The organism is Flavobacterium sp. N3904, from assembly GCF_025947305.1.
Taxonomy (GTDB): Bacteria; Bacteroidota; Bacteroidia; order Flavobacteriales; family Flavobacteriaceae; genus Flavobacterium.
Map to the genome: position 1 here is coordinate 3,419,035 of NZ_CP110009.1, position 20,022 is coordinate 3,439,056.

Here is a 20,022-nt window from a genome sequence, read left to right on the forward strand (position 1 = left end):
TGCAATAACATATTAATTATATGACCACAACAAGACAGTTTGAAAAGCAAACCAAAGCACTAATCGATGATTTAAAAAGTGTTTGTGCCAACTATGGTTTGGGAAATGACGGAAACGAATTCAAAATTATCACGCAAGTATTTTTATATAAATTTCTGAACGACAAATTTGTTCACGAAGTAAAACAACTCGACGAAAAAGTTGCGAAAGCCGACAATTGGGAAGCAGTCCTAAGAGAATATAATAACAACGACTACGAAATGTTGATGATGCAAATGAGCGAAAGTACCGCTCGACTGCAACCCAAGCAATTTATTTCAAGCTTGTTCGAAAGACAAAACGAAGCCAACTTCTCTGACATATTTGACAATACTTTACTGGATATTGCCAAAGAAAACAGCGACTTGTTCTCGGTTTTGACTGATGGTGGCGAAAAAATTATATTGTTCGAAAACATCAGCAAGTATGTGACTGACAAACGGGACGATTTTTGCAGAGCCATTGTAAACAAACTTATCAACTTTAGTTTCGAGAATATCTTTCACGAAAAATTCGATTTCTATGCCACGATTTTCGAGTATTTAATAAGCGATTACAACACAAATAGTGGCGGTAAATATGCCGAATACTTCACGCCGCACGCCGTAGCCAAAATTATGGCACGTTGTTTAGTCAACGGAGAAGTGAGCAATGTGACTTGTTATGACCCAAGTGCGGGATCAGGAACGTTGTTGATGAACTTGGCACACCAGATTGGCGAAGAAAAGTGCACGGTTTATTCTCAGGATATTTCGCAAAAGTCTTCCAACTTGTTGCGACTGAATTTAATCCTAAACGATTTGGTACACTCGATTCCAAATATTGTAAAAGGGAATACTATTCTCGAACCGTATCATAAAGATAAAAATGGCAAACTACAACAGTTTGATTATATTGTCTCGAATCCTCCGTTCAAATTAGATTTTTCCGATTTTAGTGGGGAATTGGACACCAAAGAAAACCACAATCGCTTTTTTGCAGGAATACCTAATATTCCCAAAGCAAAGAAAGAAAGCATGTCTATTTACCTGATGTTTTTGCAACATATCATGTTTTCACTTTCTACCAAAGGAAAAGCAGCTATTGTAGTACCTACTGGATTTATAACCGCACAAAGTGGTATAGAACGCAAAATACGTGAGCAAATGGTAGAACGCAAAATGTTGCGTGGCGTGGTGAGTATGCCCTCTAATATTTTTGCCACAACTGGAACCAATGTTTCTATTTTGTTTTTGGATAAAGAAAACAGCAAAGGGGATATTGTCTTGATGGATGCCTCAAAACTGGGAACCACTGTAAAAGAAGGCAAGAACCAAAAAACACTTTTGTCGCCAGCAGAAGAAGATTATATCATTGACACCTTTAACCAACACGAAGCCAAGGAAGATTTCTCTGTGGTGGTTTCGTATGAGGATATCAAAGCAAAAAATTACTCTTTGAGCGCAGGTCAATATTTTGAAGTAAAAATTGAATATACTGATATCACTTCAAAGGAATTTGAAGACAAAATGAAAACTTTTGAAACCAATTTAAGCACCCTTTTTAACGAAAGTAAAGCTTTGGAAATCGAAATTCAGAATAATTTGAAAGGGTTGAGATATGAGTAATCGGAATGTAACAATAAAAAAAATTTGCAAATTAAATAGAGAAACTATTCGCTCTAATAACCAGCCAGATTATATAAATTATTTAGACACTGGAAATATTACAAGAAACAAAATAGATGAAATCAAAAATCTCATTAATGGAATTGATAAATTTCCAAGCAGAGCTCAAAGAAAAGTTCAAAAAAACACAATTATATATTCTACGGTAAGACCAGAACAAGAGCATTTTGGAATAATTGAAAATCCAATTGAAAATTTAATCGTATCAACAGGATTTACCACATTAGATATAATCGATGAAACCATTGATGCTAAATATCTATACTATTCTATAACAAATAAAAGCATTACAGATTATTTAAATACTATTGCAGCTAATAATGTTACTTCATATCCATCTTTAAATCCAAGTGATATTGGAGATTTGATTCTACAAATCCCTTCGAATAAAATTGAGCAACAAAAAATAGCCAAAGTTCTTTCGGATTTAGATGCGAAAATCGAATTAAACAATTCGATAAATGATAATTTATCGAAGAGAAATTAACTGTATTAATCTTGTATTTTTACCTGTCCATTCATCAACATTGGCAATAGCCAATCGCGAAGTGATGCTAGTTGTTGGTTTTCTAATTCTACAGAATCTTGTTTTCTGAATATTGGTTTTATCAAACTATTGAATGCTAATAATACTTCATTGGTTGGTAAAATAGTTTTTATTGTTTTCAATGTTGAAGTCGAAACTTCTTTAAATGTTGAACCTGATGAATTTGCTTCGATTTCTGGAATCAACGTCTGAATTGTAAAAAAAATGTATTCTGATGAGAAAATACTTTTTGGAACAAAAGATTTAAACCCTTGATTTGTTGTAACATTTGTTCGTGCTATTGCCAAATATCCAATAGGAGCTCTGGAACTTAATAGTATTGTTCCTGCTGGCATTATTTTCAATGATGCTTCTTTTAATCCACGTTTTGTTACATCGTATTCACCACGTGTTATATATTTTTTTTCCTTTATTATTAGATAAATCTTTTGGAGTTATCCATGGAGTACCTTCTCCATAACAAAAGTTATCATCAATTGCTTTTGAAGGCGTACTTCCTCCAATAATATCTCCAATTGAATCTAATGTTCCAACCTCCCAATCCACAGGAATATCTCTATTCAACTCGGCATTCCAAATCATTTTACCTCCTGAAGTTTTATACGGTTTTCCATTCGCATCTGGAAAATCAAACTGCACAAACCAATAATCATAAAGCGTTTTTGCTATTTGCTCTAAATTATCATTTATTTTATTGTTTAGTTGAATTTTTCTTTCAATATTCCATAAAATGGCAGAAACCGTGTTTTGAATAGCTAATGAAGGTAAATTTATTACAAGATTATAATAACTATCGAAGGTCATACTCGGGACACCAGTTCCTGTATTTAGGCTTTCTAAGTTTAATATTTTTAAATAATTATAAAGATAAAAAGGATTACACAATTGTGTATTGACTTCGGTATAATACAATGTATCAACCGTCCAAAATGGAACATTTGAAAACTGTATATTACTTAAAGACCCCTTCCGAGGAAGCAAAATACTTTCTTTTTCATAAATAGCTTTATTTCCAAAACGCATTATACCACCACTTCCTAAAATAGGAATATTTCCTTCTTTTAGATGTTTATGGTCTTTGCCGTTTTTTATTTTTATCAGGTCTTTTAGTTTGAGTAATTTCATCTTATCCTATAAATTTTCTATGAGAGTTTTTGACATTCGTTTGGTTTACCATTGCATAATGCATAGTGGTGTCTATTTTTACATGCCCGAGTAACTTTTGCACTTGTTCTATTGGCATACCTTTGTCAATTGCCATTGTTGCTAGTGTTCTCCTAAATTTGTGAGGATGTACCTTGTCAATTTGAGCCTTTTTGCCCAAGGTACGCAATCGCATTTCAACTCCTCCAATAGAAAGTCTGCCATTAGGCTTTGATAAAGAAACAAACAAAGCTTTATTATCATCTGTTCTCGTTTCAAGATACTTTCTCAGATGAATTTTTGTGCGTGCATCAAAATAAACCTCCCGTTCACTATTTCCTTTTCCAAAAACTACAATTTGTCTTTCGTGAAAATCGACATCGGAGCGGTTTATTTTTACCAATTCCCCTACCCGCATTCCGGTTGAAGTAAGCAATTCTATCATGGCTAAATCTCTGATTTCAGAACAATTATCCCTTAGTATTTCGAGCTGCTCATCGCTTAAAGTGTCTTTTATAAGACGGCCTGTTTTTACTTTATGAATACGCCTTACGGGACTTTTTAAAATATAATCTTCATCTTCTAACCAAGAAAAAAAACTGGAAAAAATTCGTCGCATGTTATCGATTGTTACCCTACTGGATTTTTTTAATTCCTGATATTCGGATAAGTAGGCTCTCAAATCGTTAGTAGAGATATATATAACTGATTTGTTTAATTTTTGGAGCAACTTTTCAATCGTATTGATGTAATATTTCAATGATTTATCGGAGCAACCTTCTACTTTTTTTGATGCAATAAAAAAAGACAATAGTTTATGGTTATTGGTTTTGTAGCATTTAATTTCAGTATCAACTTCAGTAACACACAGATTATCAAGACTCCTCATGAGAACTATATTTAATAATTCCATTTCCTGCTGGCTAATTATTTCTGACATTGCGGTTTTTATTTCCAAAATCAATTTCTCTTTCATGTGGTTTTATATTTTAAAATTATCAAACCGCAAATAAAGAGGAACAAAAGTAATCAATCAATAAGGTAAATGATAATTTATCGAATAGAAATTAACTGTATTAATCATGTAATTTCACCTGACCATTCATCAACATAGGCAACAACCAATCACGAAGCGAAGCGAGTTCTTGGTTTTCTTCTTCTAATTTTACTTTCTTTTCTAAAATTGGTTTTAGAATTTCATCTAATTTATTTATTAAATCAGTTGATGGAATTGTTATTCGGCTTTCTCTCAAATGGTCTTGTGTGATATGCCCCATGGTAGTTTTACGCAATTCAGCTTGCATTTTAAAATGTTGCAAATAATTTAGAAGTTCAAAATAATAATAGCTTTTGGGATATTTTTTAGATGTTACTTTGAATATATGTTGATTTAAAGCTCCAGGTCCTCCAGTCCATATTTTTACATCTAATGTTGCTGACCAGGAAAACAATATATCTCCATTATAAACAACCACTTTTTCAGGAATATTTAAACTTACAAACTCAGAATTTTCGGTAAAACCATCGCCCATTTCTCTAATTTTGATAACTCGATAAAAGTCTTCATTGTCTTTGGGTCGGAATTTTTGACACGCCAAACCATTTGTAAAGTTTGCAATATCTAATAACGTTTTCATCTCCCAACCCTTAGGGATTTCTCTATTCAGCTCGGTATTCCAAACCATTTTGCCTCCCGAAGTTTTATAAGGCTTTCCATTCCCGTCTGGAAAATCAAACTGCACAAACCAATAATCATAAAGCGTTTTTGCCATAAGCTCTAAATTATCATTTATTTTATACGTATAATTGAATATTACGATTGTGACATGTAATTAATCTATCATATTCTCGAAAGTATAATCTTATCTTTAACATAATGTTATACCCTACTCTTCAAGAGTTTCTTACCTCGAAACAATAATTCAATTTACGTCATTTCGGTAAGAACTATTTTACATCAATTATGACCAAATGAAACATTAGTTTTCTATTTTTGTTAAATGCTTTTGAAAAACCTACACAATACAATAAACACCATCCCCGATATTAAGTTAACCATCCAATCTGGAGGAAGTATTGAATTTGTAAAAACAGGAATTCTTCCAGAATTTTTAGTATTTCATTCCCCACACCTACACAGAACTTGGCGTTTAAAACTGAAAGAAGATAAGCGAAACGGTGTTTTGAAAGTAAATGGTCAAATAGCCTTTTATTACTTTTTCAACGATTTGGGTTGCAAAATGCAAAGTGTTTCAAACGGAGTTGTAACCGCTGAATGGGAAATTGAGGAGATTTTGATGGAGTTAAGGGATTAAGTAGAATAATGCAAAAACTCGCTTCTCTTCATGATTTGTCCCTCCTATTTTGAATGGTTTGGTAAGTGTGGAATAGATTAAAAATTGAGTTGAAAGGCTTTTATATTACAAAAATATACTATGAACCAAATCAAAAGAGAACACAAAATAGCGATAAAGAGATCGATAGAGAAGGAATTAGATTTCTAAGGCATTCTAGCACTTCTGCAAATAGTCGTAGAATATAGTGCTTCCAATTCAAAAATGATAAATGGAAAAATTTTGAATATTGTTATTTTACTTTAGTTAATAACTTTGATAAAAAAGAACAGGAATAATTCAAACAACCAGTAAAGTATTAATATAATTGAAAATAGTAATTTCATATGAGAACATCATTATTCATTTTAATTTTTATAATTATGGTTGGCTGTAAAAAAGAAACCAATTATGAAATTGCAGTAGAGTTTTTCAATAAGGGAGAATACAATAAAGCATCAATTTATCTTAATATAATAGATTCCAACGACGTTGATTTCCAAAATGCAAAAATAATAACGACATAGTTTGTCGTAGTGGCAATTTACTTTTACCTCAAATAAAAAATACAACATATGATATTAGCCGAATTTGCAGCCCAATTTAATTCAAAAAGCACAATTATTCTTTTGGAAGGAAAACGAAACGTTTTAGAATCGGATAAAGAAAAATTAATTCATTTAGGAAATCTTTTAGCAAGTCAATTGCCTTTGGCTATCTTTAGAAGTGGCAATGCCGATGGTGCCGATTTTTATTTCTCTCAAGGTGTTTTACAAGTTGATCCCAAGCGATTACAGGTCATAACACCTTATGTTAATCATCGCCAAAAACTGAATCAGGCGTATGAAACGATTTCTTTGGATCAAATCGATCTGGTAAACGAACCCAAAGTGGTTTATCAATCCAAAAACAACAAGAAAACAAAATCGCTGATAGATAAATATGTTGGCGGTGCAAAAGACCGTTTTTCGATAAAAGCCGCTTATATTATCCGTGACACAGTTAAAGTTACTGGGACTATTTCAGGAATTCCAGCCACTACCTTTGCTTTCTTTTATGATGATCCAAGTTATCCAAAAACGGGCGGAACAGGCCATACAATGGATATTTGCGATAAGAATAGTGTTCCATATCTTACCCAAGAAAATTGGGTAAATTGGATTTAAAATTGGTTGCAGAGAAAACCATGAATGCACGTTTCAAAGAAGTCTTTGATTGAAGTTTAAGAATATGAAAATAGAAAGAATTAAAGCGGAAATACTCAAAATATATCCAAAATGGAAAGAATTAGGTCATTGTTTTGATGATGATAAATATGCTGAAATGTACGAAGGTAGTGTTCGGGATTTGATTATCTCATATTGTGAAAGCAAAGGTTATGAAGTCGAAGGCTATCCGTTTCAAAAAAGAATATTGGGTGAAACTGATGACTATTATGATGAAGATTATTTTTGTTATGAGCGCAATTTAAAATACCTGGATATTTTAGCTTCAACTCATGATGGTATATTGGAATTAATGTATTTTTATAGCAAAACCTTTTGGCCAGACCAAGTAGGAACGCGGGAAGAGTATAGAAACTATATTTTGGAAAATATTAAGAGCAATAGTTACGACATAGAATTTTAGAAACTTAAATAGTTTAATTTAAAATTTAAAAATGTAGAATTAAAGTAAGATAACTTATAATACCTGTTAAATTCTTTAATTGTAGGTATTTAAGAATAAATTAGAATTAATAAATGAAAATTATCCTAACTTGAAACAAGAATTATTCATCAGAAATGCCATTCTTGAAATTTTTAATTCTGATAGAGAATTAGGATTAAAAGCTTTTGCAGAGCATCCTAGAGTTAATTTGACAAGGATAGATATGAGTATTGTAAATAATAGAATAAAGGAACAGCCCTTTAAAATTGAATTAAAATACCAATTTACAAAAGACTCCAAATACATATCAGACTATGGAAAAACTTTTGAGAAAGATTTTGTAAATAGTTTGTTAATAGAGAAAGTGAGATGTTTATCTTAATTACTGCAAATTGGGAAAGAAATGAGAAAAAGAAACATGATAATGAATGGGGAATAGTTTCTAATCTTAATAAATATTTATCAAACAAAAATGTATGGGCAAAATATTGAAAATGAATTAAATAAAATTAATGATTCACAACTTGAAAAATATAAAATAGAAATTGATAATCCTTATCCGACCGAATATTACTTATGTATTTTAAAGAAATCTAATTAATTCACTCAAATGGCTATAAAAGTCATAACGATATCAACAATCATAAATTAAAAATTATTCCCGATATTAAAGATAAAAACACAGAAAAACATCTGTTGCTAATGTTGACATCTTAACTGTTACAATTTTCCGAATAGCAGAAAAAATAATCTACGCAGATTAAAATAAAATGATGAAAGCAATCTTCGTTAGAGAGAAAAAGTAACAATTATATCAAACAATTTCCATTCACCCACACTAAACATACAAAACAGCAGAACAAAAAAAATTAACCAATATATTAATTTTAGACCGCCTTATTTTGTCGGACTAAACCACTACTTTAGCTAAAAATAAATAATTATTATGGCAAAAGTTGGATTTTACAAACGCTACTTATACATCGTCGACAGACTAAGATCAGTTCCAAGTAATTTTCAGGATTTACATGAACATGTAATGACTAAATTGAAAAATGATGATTTGTATACTAATTTAAAAAATACTAGTACATTTTTCGAATTTTCAGCTCGTACATTCGACAGAGATAAAAAGGATATTTTAGATTTGTTTGGCATTCTGGTCCAATACAATCGAAAGGACAAAGTCTATTATATCGATGAAGAAGAAATAGAAGACCAATCCGTAACCCGAATGATGGATGCTTTTTCGATCCATCACGCACTGCAAAAAGGAAATAAATTGTCTCCAAGTGTGTTTCTTGAAAAGCGAAAATCATTAGGAACCGAACATATTTATGGCATTATTCACGCCATACAAAATGGTTGTGTTTTACAATTTACGCATCAAAGCCATTGGAAGGAAAATAGTACCCAACGTGAAGTAAAACCAATCGCTATCAAAGAATCCCAACAACGATGGTATTTGGTCGCTTTGGACAAAAAAGATGACACTGTAAAAACTTTTGGTTTAGACCGAATCTCCAACTTAAAAATCACCGATACCAAATTCAAACCAATTGTTTATAATGTAGAAAAAGAGTTTCAACACGCTTTCGGAGTCGAAACTTATGAACCTGCCGAAAAAGTGGTTTTGCAATTTCCAAAACAACAAGGAAACTATATTAAAACTTTTCCGTTACACGAATCCCAACGCATTCTGGATGAAAACGAGAATATCGTCATATTGGAAATTTACATTCATACCACCAATGATATTAAAATGGAACTTTTGAAATACGGCAGTGATGTAAAAGTAATCTCTCCTATTTCACTTCAAAATGAAATCAAAAATAGAATTTCGGAAATGTCAAATCTTTATAAATAATTATGGAAAAAGAAGAATTTGTGCGCTTGTTTTCAAAACGCATTGATAAGCTAGAGTGTACTTTTAAGGAAAAATTCCCTAATGGAATAGATGATATATCAACAGCGTCTATTCCACTGGGGTTTCTGAATCGATTAGTAATTGATGGTAGATTATATAAGATAGAGATTTCAGCGATGAATATTACAAATTGTAATGAATAGCAATTAAATTTTTATGGATTCTTTTACAGCCCTAGATTTTGAAACAGCAACGGGTTATAGAAATAGCATTTGTCAGGTTGGATTGGTTAGAGTAGAAAACGGAATTATAGTCAAAGAAATTAACATACTAGTTCAGCCCCCCGATAATTATTATTGGAGCCGTTTCACGGAAATTCACGGAATTACCGCGAAAGACACTGCCAATGCTCTTACTTTTGCCCAAGTTTGGTGTCAAATCGCTCCTTATATCGAAAACCAAAATGTAATTGCTCACAATGGTTTTGGATTTGATTTTCCTGTATTGGATAAAACTCTTGAATACTATAATTTACCAACTCCTAACTATAATAAAATTTGTACTTATAGGATTTATAAGTCAAATTTAGCTACATTGTGCCGAAAATTTAACATTCCGCTGAATCATCACGACGCGTTGAGCGATGCTAAGGCATGTGCGGACTTGTATTTAATGAGTTTGTAAGTAATATGGAGTTTTTCATTTTTTTATAAAAACTCTTAACAAAAACATTGATAAATAAAAAACATGAATAAAGAAGAATTATGAACCTTTAATAACCTAAAAGATTCTATTGTGACTATATACAAGATATCTGATATAGAATAAATGAAAAACATTTATATTAAAAAACAACTAAATTAAAATGGAAAAATCAATAACAATACAAACTTCAGCAGAAGATTTTACAAACACATATAGTGGTGAATATTTTAATTATTTTCAAATACACATTTATAGTGTTCCCGAAATCATTTCGAACTATTACAATCCAGAGCTTTGCAGTAAAGAAATTATAAAAAGTACAGCAGAGAACCTGCTAAAAAAAATAAAGGATCGAAGCAGTACCAGATCAAATAAAATTACGATGTTTGAAAATAATGGCAAATATTTAATTTGTGAAGATCCCGAACTTTTTGATGAAGGTGAAGTATTATCTTTTGATATACAAAGATCGCTTTATGAATATGATTTTGACCTAGATATAAATAATATAGATGTTTATTTGGGAGATGTAAAAGTAGATGATTTTATTAAAAATGGTCTGATTACTATCGGTGCCGGTGATTTATATGAAGTGATTGAACCAATTGCGATAAATAAACGAGCAATGAATGACAGATATTTAGAAAGATGTGAAGAAGAAAGAAGCCTCAATTTCTCTGATCCAAAATTTAATCTGGAAATCTATAGAATCGAACGAGATTATAAACCAGTTTTGATTAATACATTTCAATTGCATAAACACGATTCAATGTACTTACCTGAATATTCCTCTTTAATTCAATCTAATGAACGGATTACTTTTTTAGTTAAAGATATCGCAACAGGAAAAATTATTGAAGGCAATCTGAATGAAGATATTGAAAGTTTAAAGGATCGTAAATGGCAAAAAAAGCATCCATCAATTATCGATGCAGATGACTTGCAAAGAATGGAACTAGATGATGACGATCCCGATTTTCTGAGTTGGGAGGACTATGTTGATAATGATGATGAAGTGGAAGAAGGCGATGAAGACTACCAACCCGGATTTTAAATAAAATAAAAACAAAAGGTGATAAATGTCAGGATAGGTTAATTATGCTTTATCTAAATTTAACATCAACCTTCTATAGAAATATTTGAAAAATAAAAAGGAGCATAATTATTTGGCTAAATTATGCAAAGAATACAGCATTTTGTTGAATCATTATGATGAGTTGAGTGATGCTAGGGCTTATTCGGAGTTGTATTGATGAGTCTACAAATAAATAATAAAAACATAAAAAATATACGTAAATGAATATAAAAGAATACTTTAAAAAAGGTCCTTTCATAATTCCTAATTATCAAAGAGGTTATAAATGGGGAGTTCCAAATAAAGATAAGGAATGTGCAGTTAGCATATTAATGGACAGTTTAATTAATGCTTACAGTAAATTACCTGAATATTATGTTCAGGGGGTTACAGTTTATAAAGAAGAAGATAAAGTAGTTTTAATTGACGGTCAACAGCGCACTACAACGTTCTATTTATTGTTAAAATATTTGAATTACCATCTTTTACCAAAAATCAACTATGATATTCGAAAAGATTCGGATTGGTTTTTAAAAAACTCAAAAATTAATTCTGACACAATAGAATATCTTGGAGACATCGAAATAGATGAAAACGCTCAAGATATTTTTTATTTTAAAAAAGCAATAGAAACCATACATTATAAATTAATATCTCACAATAGTGAAAAATTTAAAGAATATGTATTAGAAAAGGTCAAACTCTTTTTTATCGAAATAAACAAAGAAGATGCTACTAAGGTTTTCTCAATGATGAATGGTCAAAAAGCTATTATGAAAGATGCTGAATTAATAAAAGCATCACTTTTAACTAAAGCTTCTAGATTATCAAAAAGTGGAAACAACGAAATTTCATTAGCTGAAGAATGGGAAATAAATTCTTTGAGAAGTAGATATGCCCGTGAGTGGGACAAATGGCTGTATTGGTGGAACAAAAAAAGTGTTAAAGAATTTTATGGTGGCGGAAATAACCCAATGGGCCTGCTATTGGAGTATTTCCATTATTTAGAAGACTCAAATAAAGAATACAACTACAAGCATTTTAATGAGCTATTTTTTAAAGATCTTACAAATGCAAAACAGAATTATAAAGCTATCAGGGATTTGCAAAAAACATTTGAAGATTGGTTCAATGATTATAACTATTATAATTATTTAGGATTAATTTTCAAATCTGGGGGAAATAAAAAAGATGCTATTCTTTATTTCCTAAAAAGTAAATCTTCGATTGAAGATATTAAAGAATATGCTAAATGGTCATTAGTTGGTGCAACCCATAGAGAAATAACCAAATCGAATGAACTAGATGAAAAAGAAATTAATAAGGAGACAAAAGCATTCTATACCTTAAAAAATCTAAGTTCACAAGAAGTTTATAATAATTTCAATTATTTGGCATTAAAACAACTTTTAAGGCTAAATGTAGAACTTGATTGTAAACTCAGTAGAAAATTTGATTTTAACCTTTATGGATTAAAATCTTTAGAGCATATCTACCCGAAATCTTGGGAAAATGAAGAAAATTCCAAATTGAAATTTCCTGAATCTGACAAAGAAAAATACAGCGTACACTGTATAGGAAATTTAGTTTTATTGGACAGCAATACAAATTCAAGTTTTAGTAATAACTCTTTTGAAGATAAAAAGAAAGCATATTTCAATTTAGAAAATGTGAAATGGAGTTTGAAATTATTACATACGGTCGCTGTTTTTACCAAAAAGGAATGGAATGAAAATACAATTATTGAAAATCAAAAAGTATTTTTAACTGAGTTAGAAAAATATTATAACCTTCAAAATAATTAAGATGGAGAAATTAAAAAGTGGAGAAACTTATAAAATTACGGATTTATTTACAGACAAGCGACATATAATAATTCCTGATTTACAAAGAGATTATTGCTGGGGAGATAAAAAGCATGGAGACAATAATATTGAATTGGTAAGTGGTTTTTTAGATAGTTTATTTAGTATTTTTAAAGAGAATCAAAATAAGTCCATTAAATTAGGTATGATTTACGCTTATGAATACCCCAAAGATTCTGAACGGATTTATTTGTGTGATGGTCAACAAAGGATTACAACTTTATACCTATTGTTAGGAATGCTTTATAGAGAAACAAAAAACGAAGCTGTAAAAAAATGCTTGATATCCGAAATTGAGCTTCAAGACGATCAAGAACCGAGGTTACAATATGCTATAAGAGAATCGACATTGTATTTTCTTAGCGATTTAGTATGTAATTTCTTTTTAGAAAATAACGAGACGAAAGTTTTTGAAATTAAAAAACAAAGTTGGTATTTCAAAGAATATAATCTGGATCCTACCATACAAAGTATGCTTTTAGCTCTTGAAATAATCGAAAATAAATTAGGCCTTTTTGAGAACAAAAAATCACTTTCTGATTTTCTCTTAAATAATATAGAATTCTTCTATTTTGAGATGATTGACAGAGAAGCAGGAGAGGATATGTTTGTCGTAATCAATACAACTGGTGAGCCGTTAACTCCAACCGAAAGCATCAAACCTATATTAATTGGAAATATTGACAATTTACAGTCGCAAAAAAATGCAAGTGATCTGTGGGAAAAATGGGAAAAATGGTTTTGGAACAACAAATCAGCATCAGAACATGAAGCGGATCAAGGCTTAAATGCTTTCTTTGTTTATTATTGGCAAATTAAATTACTCCAAGAAAAACAGTGGAAAGGAAAAAACTCTTTTCCACTAAACCCGATTCAATTATTTTCAAAAAATTCAGAAATCGAATCAAACGAGGAAAGTAACACCGTAATATTAGTTGAAGAATTAAATAAAGCCAAATCTATTGATGAAATAGAAAAGTATTTTTTTGCTTATCAAAACTTATTTGAGGACTTTAAGAATGAGGATAATCAAAAAGTATTGAAAAGTATTAAATCTTTAGATTTCAAAAGCGCTAATTTTTTGAGAGAAATACCAATAAATATTATTCTTCCTCTCATCGAATTTAAAATCAAATATTCAGAAGAATCAATAAATTCATTTCTCAGAAGATTACGAAAAAATTATTTTGATGAACAGAGGAATGAACGAAAAGAAAATTATATCGATTGGAGACACTTGGTTCAGTTAGTTGATAAATCAAAAAATATTGATGATTTATTTTGTTTTACGGATGATTCTAATTTTAAAAATATTTCTAATGTTCCTAACAATATTAAAAATTGGTACAACATTGAAGAACAATTAAAATCAGAATTAAAAAAGGAAAACAAAGTAATAATTGAAAATATTGAAGACCATCAAGATTTTATGGGAGATTTGAGTTTTCTATTTCAAGTTTTTCTAAAAAAATATCTAGGCAATAAAAACGATTTTTCTAGTTTGAACGTTGATTTAAATGATATTCAATTATCAATTTTTGATTTTGAATATTTAAAAACAAAAAAAAGTATAGACATTGAATACTGTTTCAATTTATACAACGAATTAATTTCAAATAAATTATTAAGTGTTTTGGAAATAAGATTTAATAGACTTAATCATTTGTGGTCAGGTACATGGTCTTTAAGCAGAGAATATTTTCAATATGGAAGATGGCATAAAAAAAATAAAGAATTAATCTATCAAAATTGGTTTTACTTTGTTATGGGAGAATTATTAAATAATGAAATTACTATAGAATCATTACTTAAAGAATATTTAAAAACCATATTTTATCAGTCATCAAAAAAATTCTTTGAAACTGACTTATGTATTGAAAAAACAATTGATTTTGAACAATTTAAAATGAATTTAGAAAACAAATCTAATTCTGAAAATAACAACGGATTTTATCATTGGAATGGGTTTTTATGGTATTATTTATTAGCCATCAATGAACCTGAAAAAAACATTGATTTCGAAATAGTTTTTGATTTATTTGACAGAGAAAACAATTCTTTTAAATTAGGAAATCAGTTTATTTGGTCTAAAGGTTATTATGATAAAACAATTAAAACTTATGATTCTTTTGGAGATGTTAATTGGAATGAATGGAGAAAAATAGAAAAAAAAGAACCACACATAAAAGAAGATTTTATAAATAAGAGAGAACTGAAAATAAAAGAATTATTTGAAAGTTCACTTGTATAGCAATGCAACAAAACGACACTCCCATCTGAGTGTCGTTTTTTTTTATAGAAACATTTCCACAACGACATACTTTGGCTTTTGTCAATAATAATTTTACTTAAAGTAAAATTATGCAACATGAAAATAGACAATGAACTCGAACTAGATTACATTAGAATCATTCAAAAAACATTTTCCGAAAGAACAATATCCGAAGAAAGCAGAATCAAAAAAAGAAACCATCTCATAGAAAGTCAATTTGAATGGAAACCGAAAATCAAAGAGAAACTAATCCTTTTAAACGAAAAACTCCGCGAGGAAGAAAAACGAGTTTTCGGTCAATACCGATTGATTGAAAAGCAGTCAAAAGAAATGGTTAAAAACAAAACAATTGACGATTATGAAATCGATATTAAAGTGAGTTATTGGAAAAATAAGTATTATAAAAAATATTATCCATCCATTGAAGGCAATCCTTTTTTCTTTATTTCAATAGACGACTTTATGAGTCATCAGCTAGATGAAGCAGAATATGATCCTAGTCCAAATAACGAGCATCATGAAAACGCCCGCCTACCTGAAATCAGTCATTGTTATACCTTTCATAGCCTATACGATCATTGTCATGAATTAACCTGGTTCGACATTTACAATATCGACGAATTTTGGATGGAAATTAAGGTACACTATCAGTTTCTAAATGATCTGAATCCTCAAAACAAACTACCCAAAACAGAAACAGTGCCCCGCAAAACTATAAAAGACACATTGAATAAAAACTACCGTTTTGACAATCTTATCAAGGGAGAGTCCAATCATCTTGCCAGTTCTACCGGTTTATGGGTTACACGCAATTTAGCTAATCATTCATTCAATCCTTTGATTATTGTTGGAGGAATAGGATTTGGGAAAACCCATTTGGCGAATGCCATCGGAAATGAAGTCCAAAATTGTTATCCAGATAAAAATGTAAGATATGTTTCTACTTCCGATTTTATCCAAGAACATGTCGGGTCAATAAAAAAAAATAAACGCAATAAACTTAAAGAGCGTTGTTTATCGGCGGATTTGTTGATTATGGAAGATATTCAGCTTCTTTCCGGCAAATTCGGCACGCAGGAAATAATGATAGAAATAGTAAATCATTTTATCCAGAATGAAAAACAATTCATTTTAACTTCTGATAGGGCATTAATTGAAATGACCGATGTCAATCCACAATTACTCTCAAGTTTTAAAGGTGGTCTGATGGTTGAGCTCTCCCTGCCCAATTATGAGATGAGAATTGCAATATTAAAAAACATTTTTGCAAATGAAAATATAAAAATAACCGAAGAAATTATGGCATACATAGCCAAAAATATTGTTTTGAACACACGCGAAATTCAAGGGTTTTGCACTCGTTTGGTGGCTGATTCAAGCGTTAACAAGGAGAAAATAACTTTTGCATTAGCAAAGACATTAATCGAAAAACTAAAAAACTAATATGCACGCTGAAGTAATACTTATTGAAGTAAAAAATGCAGTCACTAAACAATGGGAATTTCTCCCAGATTCAAATTCTGCATTCGGGAACAACACTATGGGTATCCCGGAAAAAATAAACCAGAAGCTTAATATTTGTCATTGCAAACTATTTGATTGCTGTGGTTCGTATTTTCATGAATTGTTTTCTGCAATAGAAAAGAAAGCTAATACCTCATCCATTTTTAAAGGCTTACCGGTTGATGTTTCGAAAAAAACAGCTTTTCAACATAATATATGGTTCGAAGATATCAAAATGGGACAGGATGCTTCTTATCTATATTTACAGGATTTATTGGCATTTGATTATAACCAAACCATTGATAAAAAATCAGGATGGGAAGAAATTAGCGGCGTACATTGTACACAATCGTGGTCAAGAGTAATTAAAAATTCACATGATGAGAATCTTACATACAGAAAAGTACTTGGAGAAAAATTCTTTATTGATTTAGACTTTTTGCAAACCATTGGCAAGCATGATGAAGTAAGAATCGTTTATTGGTTTTGGGACAATACTAATAATGATCCTGAAATAGAAGATATCCTGAAGGACTGGACATCTTAGATTAATCTCAAAAGGCTTCTAGTTTATATAATTCTATCGGCAACAGCTTGCCTTTTTTTTATAAAAATAAATTTCGCCCGACACATTCTGGCATTGACTACTGATAAGTTTGTATATCTAGTAAATTAAGAATTAAAGAAAGATGACCACAAACGAAATTAAAATCATAGGAGTTGGCGGAGGTGGAATCAACGTTCTGCAGTCTATTGCAAAAGGTAACATCAAAAATATAGATTACATTGTTTGCAATACCGATGCCCAGTCTTTGGGAAATAGCCAAATACAACATAAACTACAGATAGGGACTGCAACGACAAAGGGGGCCGGAACTGAGGGAAATATTGAACTCGGAAGGCTTTCAGCAATAGAAAGTAAACAGCAAATTGAGCAGTTGTTTGATGAGAATTCGAAAGTGGCCATTTTTATTGCTGGCTTAGGAGGAGGAACCGGAACCGGAGCCATTCCACTCATGGTAAAGATTGCCAAAGACAAAGGGCTATTTACCATTGTAATCGTTTATACACCATTTACGTTTGAGGGCAAAAACCGTGATAAAATAGCAGAAGAAGGAATTGCAGAACTAGAAAAACAGGCTGATTTTACATTTGTCATACACAATAATAAAATTTTAAAAGCCTATGGTAATCTTGGTTTTAAAGCAAGTTTTGGCAAACCAGATAGAGCTATTGGACAATTAGTAAAATTGTTGATACCATCTGGCTCTTCAAAGATTGATAATATTGATTTGAAAATCATTACAAAAAAAATACAGCAAGGCCAATCTGTTTTCTTTGGATTTGCAGAAGCTCATGGGGAATACAGGGAGAAAAAAGCAATTGATGAAGCTTTGAAAAATGCTTTATCTGATAGAGAAAATATTTGTGGTGTCAAAAATATCTTTGTCAATTTTGGTAGTGGCACAACCGAAATCACTATTGATGAAATAGCTGAAATCAACGAAGTTATTCAGCACAATGTAGGAAGCAACGCCAATATAAACATGACGGTTGAAGAAGATATCACTCTCGGTGATTCTATTTCAGTGGCGATAATTGCTTCTTAATTGCGTTCAATACTTGAATCTTTTTTAGCAAAAAGTTCTTTGTTTTAATCACATAACACAATTAAAAGAAAGATTGCTTTGTAGAAAGAGATAGAACAAACGAGTTTTTTACAACGTAATCTATGAATCTACACAAAGCTTCTTTCTATACGACTTTCAATTTTTGGACTTATATTTTTTCTCTCTGTCGTCTCTTGGCAGAGTACCAAGATACTTTTGCTGTACTAATAATTTAAAAACACTATTTTATGGGACTTATGATTTCTAGGGGAAAGGAACTAATCCGAATTAACCCTGCCAACAGACAAAAATTGGAGTATTCAACCAATGAAGGTAGAAGCTGGATGCTTCGTCATTCTGGTTCCTCCAACGGAGATTTTATCGAACTAAATGACAACGGCAAAGAAATTCTGGCAACCACCACAAAGGGAATTTACTATTCCACTAACGACGGTAGAAGCTGGATGAGGAGAGGATAATCCAATATTCTTTTGAGAGAATATATTATTGTAATAAAGTCCAAATCGTCATAATATGCTATTGCGGCGGTTTGGCTTTTATATGATTTTTAAATAAATCATTGACCACCATAACTAGGACAGCATCACTATAATATTTAGTTTTATAAAGCCTATTTTTTCAAGCTGTAATTTCAATGCAAAATCTCAAAATCAATCTTCACGGGGAAAGTTGGACACTCACAAAATTCGAGTGCAGTGAGGCTGATTTAAACGAGTGCTTAAAAGTAGCGGGTAGAATGAAAATCCGATTAGTAGAAGCTTTATTAGATCCATTTTTCTATTACAATCTAAAAATAAATTCCATTCCATCGGTAGAGTATTTGCCAGGCAATAAAATTAGTGGCTTATTAAACTCTCCTAAAAACCAAATCGAAATAGTACTAGATGGCAAAAAGATAAAAAAACTTCACTTCAAAGATCTAAACCAAGAATTATTGCTTTTTCCATTGTACAATATCAATAAAACTGAAATTATAGAAGAGTACAGTCCGGGAATTTACGTAGAACAAAAAGCTATTGGGTTTATCGCCAGCTATGAAATAAAATTGGATAGCTTTGATATTGATAATTTACAATTCAATTTATTGCAATTCAACGACAAACAGTTATTGCAACAACCTATCTATCAAAATAAAAATTTCCGCTTTAGAAAAAAAGAAACATTGCTTATTTATCAAAATAGTTTTGAAATCCTTTAAACAAAAACAACAACTTCACGTTTACATATAACACGGGCAATTTAGAGATCACTCTCCAATCGTTGGCTTTGTTGCGTTTGCCTATTCCAGTCGTTCGACTGCAACAAACCTATTTTCTACCCAAACTTGCTTAAACGCTTTAATCTTGATTATTCATAACTTTTTCAAATCTAGCATAAAATGATTCATAAGCAAAACCTTATGGACCACCAAAAATGGTAAACCTCCAAAGTCATTTGATTTTGGAGGTTTTTTTATGGTTCGAAAAATTAACCAATATTTATATCAAATCCCTAAACACCTTAAATTAGTAGTGATGGAAGGTTCTTATAACGCAAGGTTACTTTGTTTTATTTGACATGATTTTATCATCATCGTCTAAATTTATTCACTTGTCTAATAAAAATATAGAAGTCAAGAAATAAGAATTTGAATTAGAGAAAACTTGCAATTAGTCATTCTCATATTTCCATTTCAATTTGAATCGGCTATAATCATATCACATATCAGTTACTAACCTATTTAGC

22 protein-coding genes are annotated in these 20,022 nt (G+C 30.8%); 18 read left to right on the plus strand and 4 right to left on the minus strand.

Going from position 1 to position 20,022, the window contains the following annotated elements; genetic code table 11:
* Positions 1-20 precede the first annotated feature (20 nt).
* Positions 21-1,646, plus strand: coding sequence for a class I SAM-dependent DNA methyltransferase (locus OLM57_RS14490; protein WP_264564400.1), 1,626 nt, complete (start codon positions 21-23; stop codon positions 1,644-1,646).
* Positions 1,639-2,193 (plus strand): restriction endonuclease subunit S, encoded by a 555-nt coding sequence (locus tag OLM57_RS14495; protein ID WP_264564402.1) that lies wholly within the window; start codon positions 1,639-1,641, stop codon positions 2,191-2,193. The genes OLM57_RS14490 and OLM57_RS14495 overlap by 8 nt, the downstream gene beginning before the upstream one ends.
* 5 nt (positions 2,194-2,198) lie before the next feature.
* Here OLM57_RS14495 and OLM57_RS14500 read toward each other — a convergent pair whose 3' ends face one another.
* The 4 genes from OLM57_RS14500 to OLM57_RS14515 form a co-directional block, all read right to left on the minus strand.
* Positions 2,199-2,597: a restriction endonuclease subunit S gene (locus OLM57_RS14500; RefSeq protein WP_264564404.1), complete on the minus strand. Its 399-nt coding sequence runs from the start codon at positions 2,595-2,597 to the stop codon at positions 2,199-2,201.
* 37 nt (positions 2,598-2,634) lie between these two features.
* On the minus strand, positions 2,635-3,378 hold the full coding sequence (locus OLM57_RS14505; protein WP_264564405.1) for a restriction endonuclease subunit S: 744 nt from the start codon (positions 3,376-3,378) through the stop codon (positions 2,635-2,637).
* 1 nt (position 3,379) lies between these two features.
* The gene (gene xerA / locus OLM57_RS14510) at positions 3,380-4,372 is read right to left on the minus strand and encodes a site-specific tyrosine recombinase/integron integrase (protein ID WP_264564406.1); all 993 of its coding nucleotides are present in this window, start codon (positions 4,370-4,372) and stop codon (positions 3,380-3,382) included.
* 100 nt (positions 4,373-4,472) lie between these two features.
* The gene (locus tag OLM57_RS14515) at positions 4,473-5,168 is read right to left on the minus strand and encodes a restriction endonuclease subunit S (protein WP_264564407.1); all 696 of its coding nucleotides are present in this window, start codon (positions 5,166-5,168) and stop codon (positions 4,473-4,475) included.
* Between the two features lie 234 nt (positions 5,169-5,402).
* Between OLM57_RS14515 and OLM57_RS14520 the strand changes: the two genes are divergently transcribed.
* The 16 genes from OLM57_RS14520 to OLM57_RS14595 all read left to right on the plus strand — a co-directional run bounded on the left by OLM57_RS14520 (position 5,403) and on the right by OLM57_RS14595 (position 19,495).
* Positions 5,403-5,711, plus strand: a complete 309-nt coding sequence (locus tag OLM57_RS14520; RefSeq protein WP_264564408.1) for a hypothetical protein — start codon at positions 5,403-5,405, stop codon at positions 5,709-5,711.
* A gap of 365 nt (positions 5,712-6,076) precedes the next feature.
* Positions 6,077-6,256, plus strand: a complete 180-nt coding sequence (locus OLM57_RS14525; protein ID WP_264564409.1) for a hypothetical protein — start codon at positions 6,077-6,079, stop codon at positions 6,254-6,256.
* Positions 6,257-6,304: 48 nt separating this feature from the next.
* Positions 6,305-6,895, plus strand: a complete 591-nt coding sequence (locus OLM57_RS14530) for a hypothetical protein (protein WP_264564410.1) — start codon at positions 6,305-6,307, stop codon at positions 6,893-6,895.
* A gap of 64 nt (positions 6,896-6,959) precedes the next feature.
* Positions 6,960-7,358, plus strand: a complete 399-nt coding sequence (locus OLM57_RS14535) for a hypothetical protein (RefSeq protein WP_264564411.1) — start codon at positions 6,960-6,962, stop codon at positions 7,356-7,358.
* A 130-nt stretch (positions 7,359-7,488) separates the two neighbouring features.
* Complete coding sequence (locus tag OLM57_RS14540) at positions 7,489-7,761, plus strand: hypothetical protein (protein ID WP_264564412.1); 273 nt, start codon at positions 7,489-7,491, stop codon at positions 7,759-7,761.
* 564 nt (positions 7,762-8,325) lie between these two features.
* Positions 8,326-9,246 carry a helix-turn-helix transcriptional regulator gene (locus OLM57_RS14545; protein WP_264564413.1) on the plus strand — a complete coding sequence of 307 codons (921 nt, stop codon included), beginning with the start codon at positions 8,326-8,328 and terminating at the stop codon, positions 9,244-9,246.
* 2 nt (positions 9,247-9,248) lie between these two features.
* On the plus strand, positions 9,249-9,449 hold the full coding sequence (locus tag OLM57_RS14550; RefSeq protein ID WP_264564414.1) for a hypothetical protein: 201 nt from the start codon (positions 9,249-9,251) through the stop codon (positions 9,447-9,449).
* 13 nt (positions 9,450-9,462) lie between these two features.
* Positions 9,463-9,930, plus strand: a complete 468-nt coding sequence (locus OLM57_RS14555; RefSeq protein ID WP_264564415.1) for a 3'-5' exonuclease — start codon at positions 9,463-9,465, stop codon at positions 9,928-9,930.
* A gap of 181 nt (positions 9,931-10,111) precedes the next feature.
* Positions 10,112-11,005 carry a hypothetical protein gene (locus OLM57_RS14560; protein WP_264564416.1) on the plus strand — a complete coding sequence of 298 codons (894 nt, stop codon included), beginning with the start codon at positions 10,112-10,114 and terminating at the stop codon, positions 11,003-11,005.
* A 242-nt stretch (positions 11,006-11,247) separates the two neighbouring features.
* Positions 11,248-12,831 (plus strand): DUF262 domain-containing protein, encoded by a 1,584-nt coding sequence (locus tag OLM57_RS14565; protein WP_264564417.1) that lies wholly within the window; start codon positions 11,248-11,250, stop codon positions 12,829-12,831.
* Position 12,832: 1 nt separating this feature from the next.
* On the plus strand, positions 12,833-15,142 hold the full coding sequence (locus OLM57_RS14570; protein ID WP_264564418.1) for a DUF262 domain-containing protein: 2,310 nt from the start codon (positions 12,833-12,835) through the stop codon (positions 15,140-15,142).
* Positions 15,143-15,259: 117 nt separating this feature from the next.
* Positions 15,260-16,606, plus strand: coding sequence for a DnaA ATPase domain-containing protein (locus tag OLM57_RS14575; protein ID WP_264564419.1), 1,347 nt, complete (start codon positions 15,260-15,262; stop codon positions 16,604-16,606).
* Position 16,607: 1 nt separating this feature from the next.
* A complete protein-coding gene (locus OLM57_RS14580; protein ID WP_264564420.1) occupies positions 16,608-17,213 on the plus strand; it encodes a hypothetical protein in 606 nt (201 codons plus the stop codon).
* A gap of 142 nt (positions 17,214-17,355) precedes the next feature.
* Positions 17,356-18,276 carry a hypothetical protein gene (locus OLM57_RS14585; protein WP_264564421.1) on the plus strand — a complete coding sequence of 307 codons (921 nt, stop codon included), beginning with the start codon at positions 17,356-17,358 and terminating at the stop codon, positions 18,274-18,276.
* A 248-nt stretch (positions 18,277-18,524) separates the two neighbouring features.
* Complete coding sequence (locus tag OLM57_RS14590) at positions 18,525-18,755, plus strand: hypothetical protein (protein ID WP_264564422.1); 231 nt, start codon at positions 18,525-18,527, stop codon at positions 18,753-18,755.
* Between the two features lie 176 nt (positions 18,756-18,931).
* On the plus strand, positions 18,932-19,495 hold the full coding sequence (locus tag OLM57_RS14595) for a hypothetical protein (protein ID WP_264564423.1): 564 nt from the start codon (positions 18,932-18,934) through the stop codon (positions 19,493-19,495).
* Positions 19,496-20,022 lie beyond the last annotated feature (527 nt).

Bases quoted from the DNA above. Each gene is read 5' to 3' on its own strand.
- OLM57_RS14490 (WP_264564400.1), top strand. From the start codon at position 21: ATGACCACAACAAGACAGTTTGAAAAGCAAACCAAAGCACTAATCGAT.
- OLM57_RS14495 (WP_264564402.1), top strand. From the start codon at position 1,639: ATGAGTAATCGGAATGTAACAATAAAAAAAATTTGCAAATTAAATAGA.
- OLM57_RS14505 (WP_264564405.1), bottom strand. From the start codon at position 3,378: ATGAAATTACTCAAACTAAAAGACCTGATAAAAATAAAAAACGGCAAA.
- xerA (WP_264564406.1), bottom strand. From the start codon at position 4,372: ATGAAAGAGAAATTGATTTTGGAAATAAAAACCGCAATGTCAGAAATA.
- OLM57_RS14515 (WP_264564407.1), bottom strand. From the start codon at position 5,168: ATGGCAAAAACGCTTTATGATTATTGGTTTGTGCAGTTTGATTTTCCA.
- OLM57_RS14525 (WP_264564409.1), top strand. From the start codon at position 6,077: ATGAGAACATCATTATTCATTTTAATTTTTATAATTATGGTTGGCTGT.
- OLM57_RS14530 (WP_264564410.1), top strand. From the start codon at position 6,305: ATGATATTAGCCGAATTTGCAGCCCAATTTAATTCAAAAAGCACAATT.
- OLM57_RS14535 (WP_264564411.1), top strand. From the start codon at position 6,960: ATGAAAATAGAAAGAATTAAAGCGGAAATACTCAAAATATATCCAAAA.
- OLM57_RS14545 (WP_264564413.1), top strand. From the start codon at position 8,326: ATGGCAAAAGTTGGATTTTACAAACGCTACTTATACATCGTCGACAGA.
- OLM57_RS14550 (WP_264564414.1), top strand. From the start codon at position 9,249: ATGGAAAAAGAAGAATTTGTGCGCTTGTTTTCAAAACGCATTGATAAG.
- OLM57_RS14555 (WP_264564415.1), top strand. From the start codon at position 9,463: ATGGATTCTTTTACAGCCCTAGATTTTGAAACAGCAACGGGTTATAGA.
- OLM57_RS14560 (WP_264564416.1), top strand. From the start codon at position 10,112: ATGGAAAAATCAATAACAATACAAACTTCAGCAGAAGATTTTACAAAC.
- OLM57_RS14565 (WP_264564417.1), top strand. From the start codon at position 11,248: ATGAATATAAAAGAATACTTTAAAAAAGGTCCTTTCATAATTCCTAAT.
- OLM57_RS14570 (WP_264564418.1), top strand. From the start codon at position 12,833: ATGGAGAAATTAAAAAGTGGAGAAACTTATAAAATTACGGATTTATTT.
- OLM57_RS14575 (WP_264564419.1), top strand. From the start codon at position 15,260: ATGAAAATAGACAATGAACTCGAACTAGATTACATTAGAATCATTCAA.
- OLM57_RS14580 (WP_264564420.1), top strand. From the start codon at position 16,608: ATGCACGCTGAAGTAATACTTATTGAAGTAAAAAATGCAGTCACTAAA.
- OLM57_RS14585 (WP_264564421.1), top strand. From the start codon at position 17,356: ATGACCACAAACGAAATTAAAATCATAGGAGTTGGCGGAGGTGGAATC.
- OLM57_RS14590 (WP_264564422.1), top strand. From the start codon at position 18,525: ATGGGACTTATGATTTCTAGGGGAAAGGAACTAATCCGAATTAACCCT.
- OLM57_RS14595 (WP_264564423.1), top strand. From the start codon at position 18,932: ATGCAAAATCTCAAAATCAATCTTCACGGGGAAAGTTGGACACTCACA.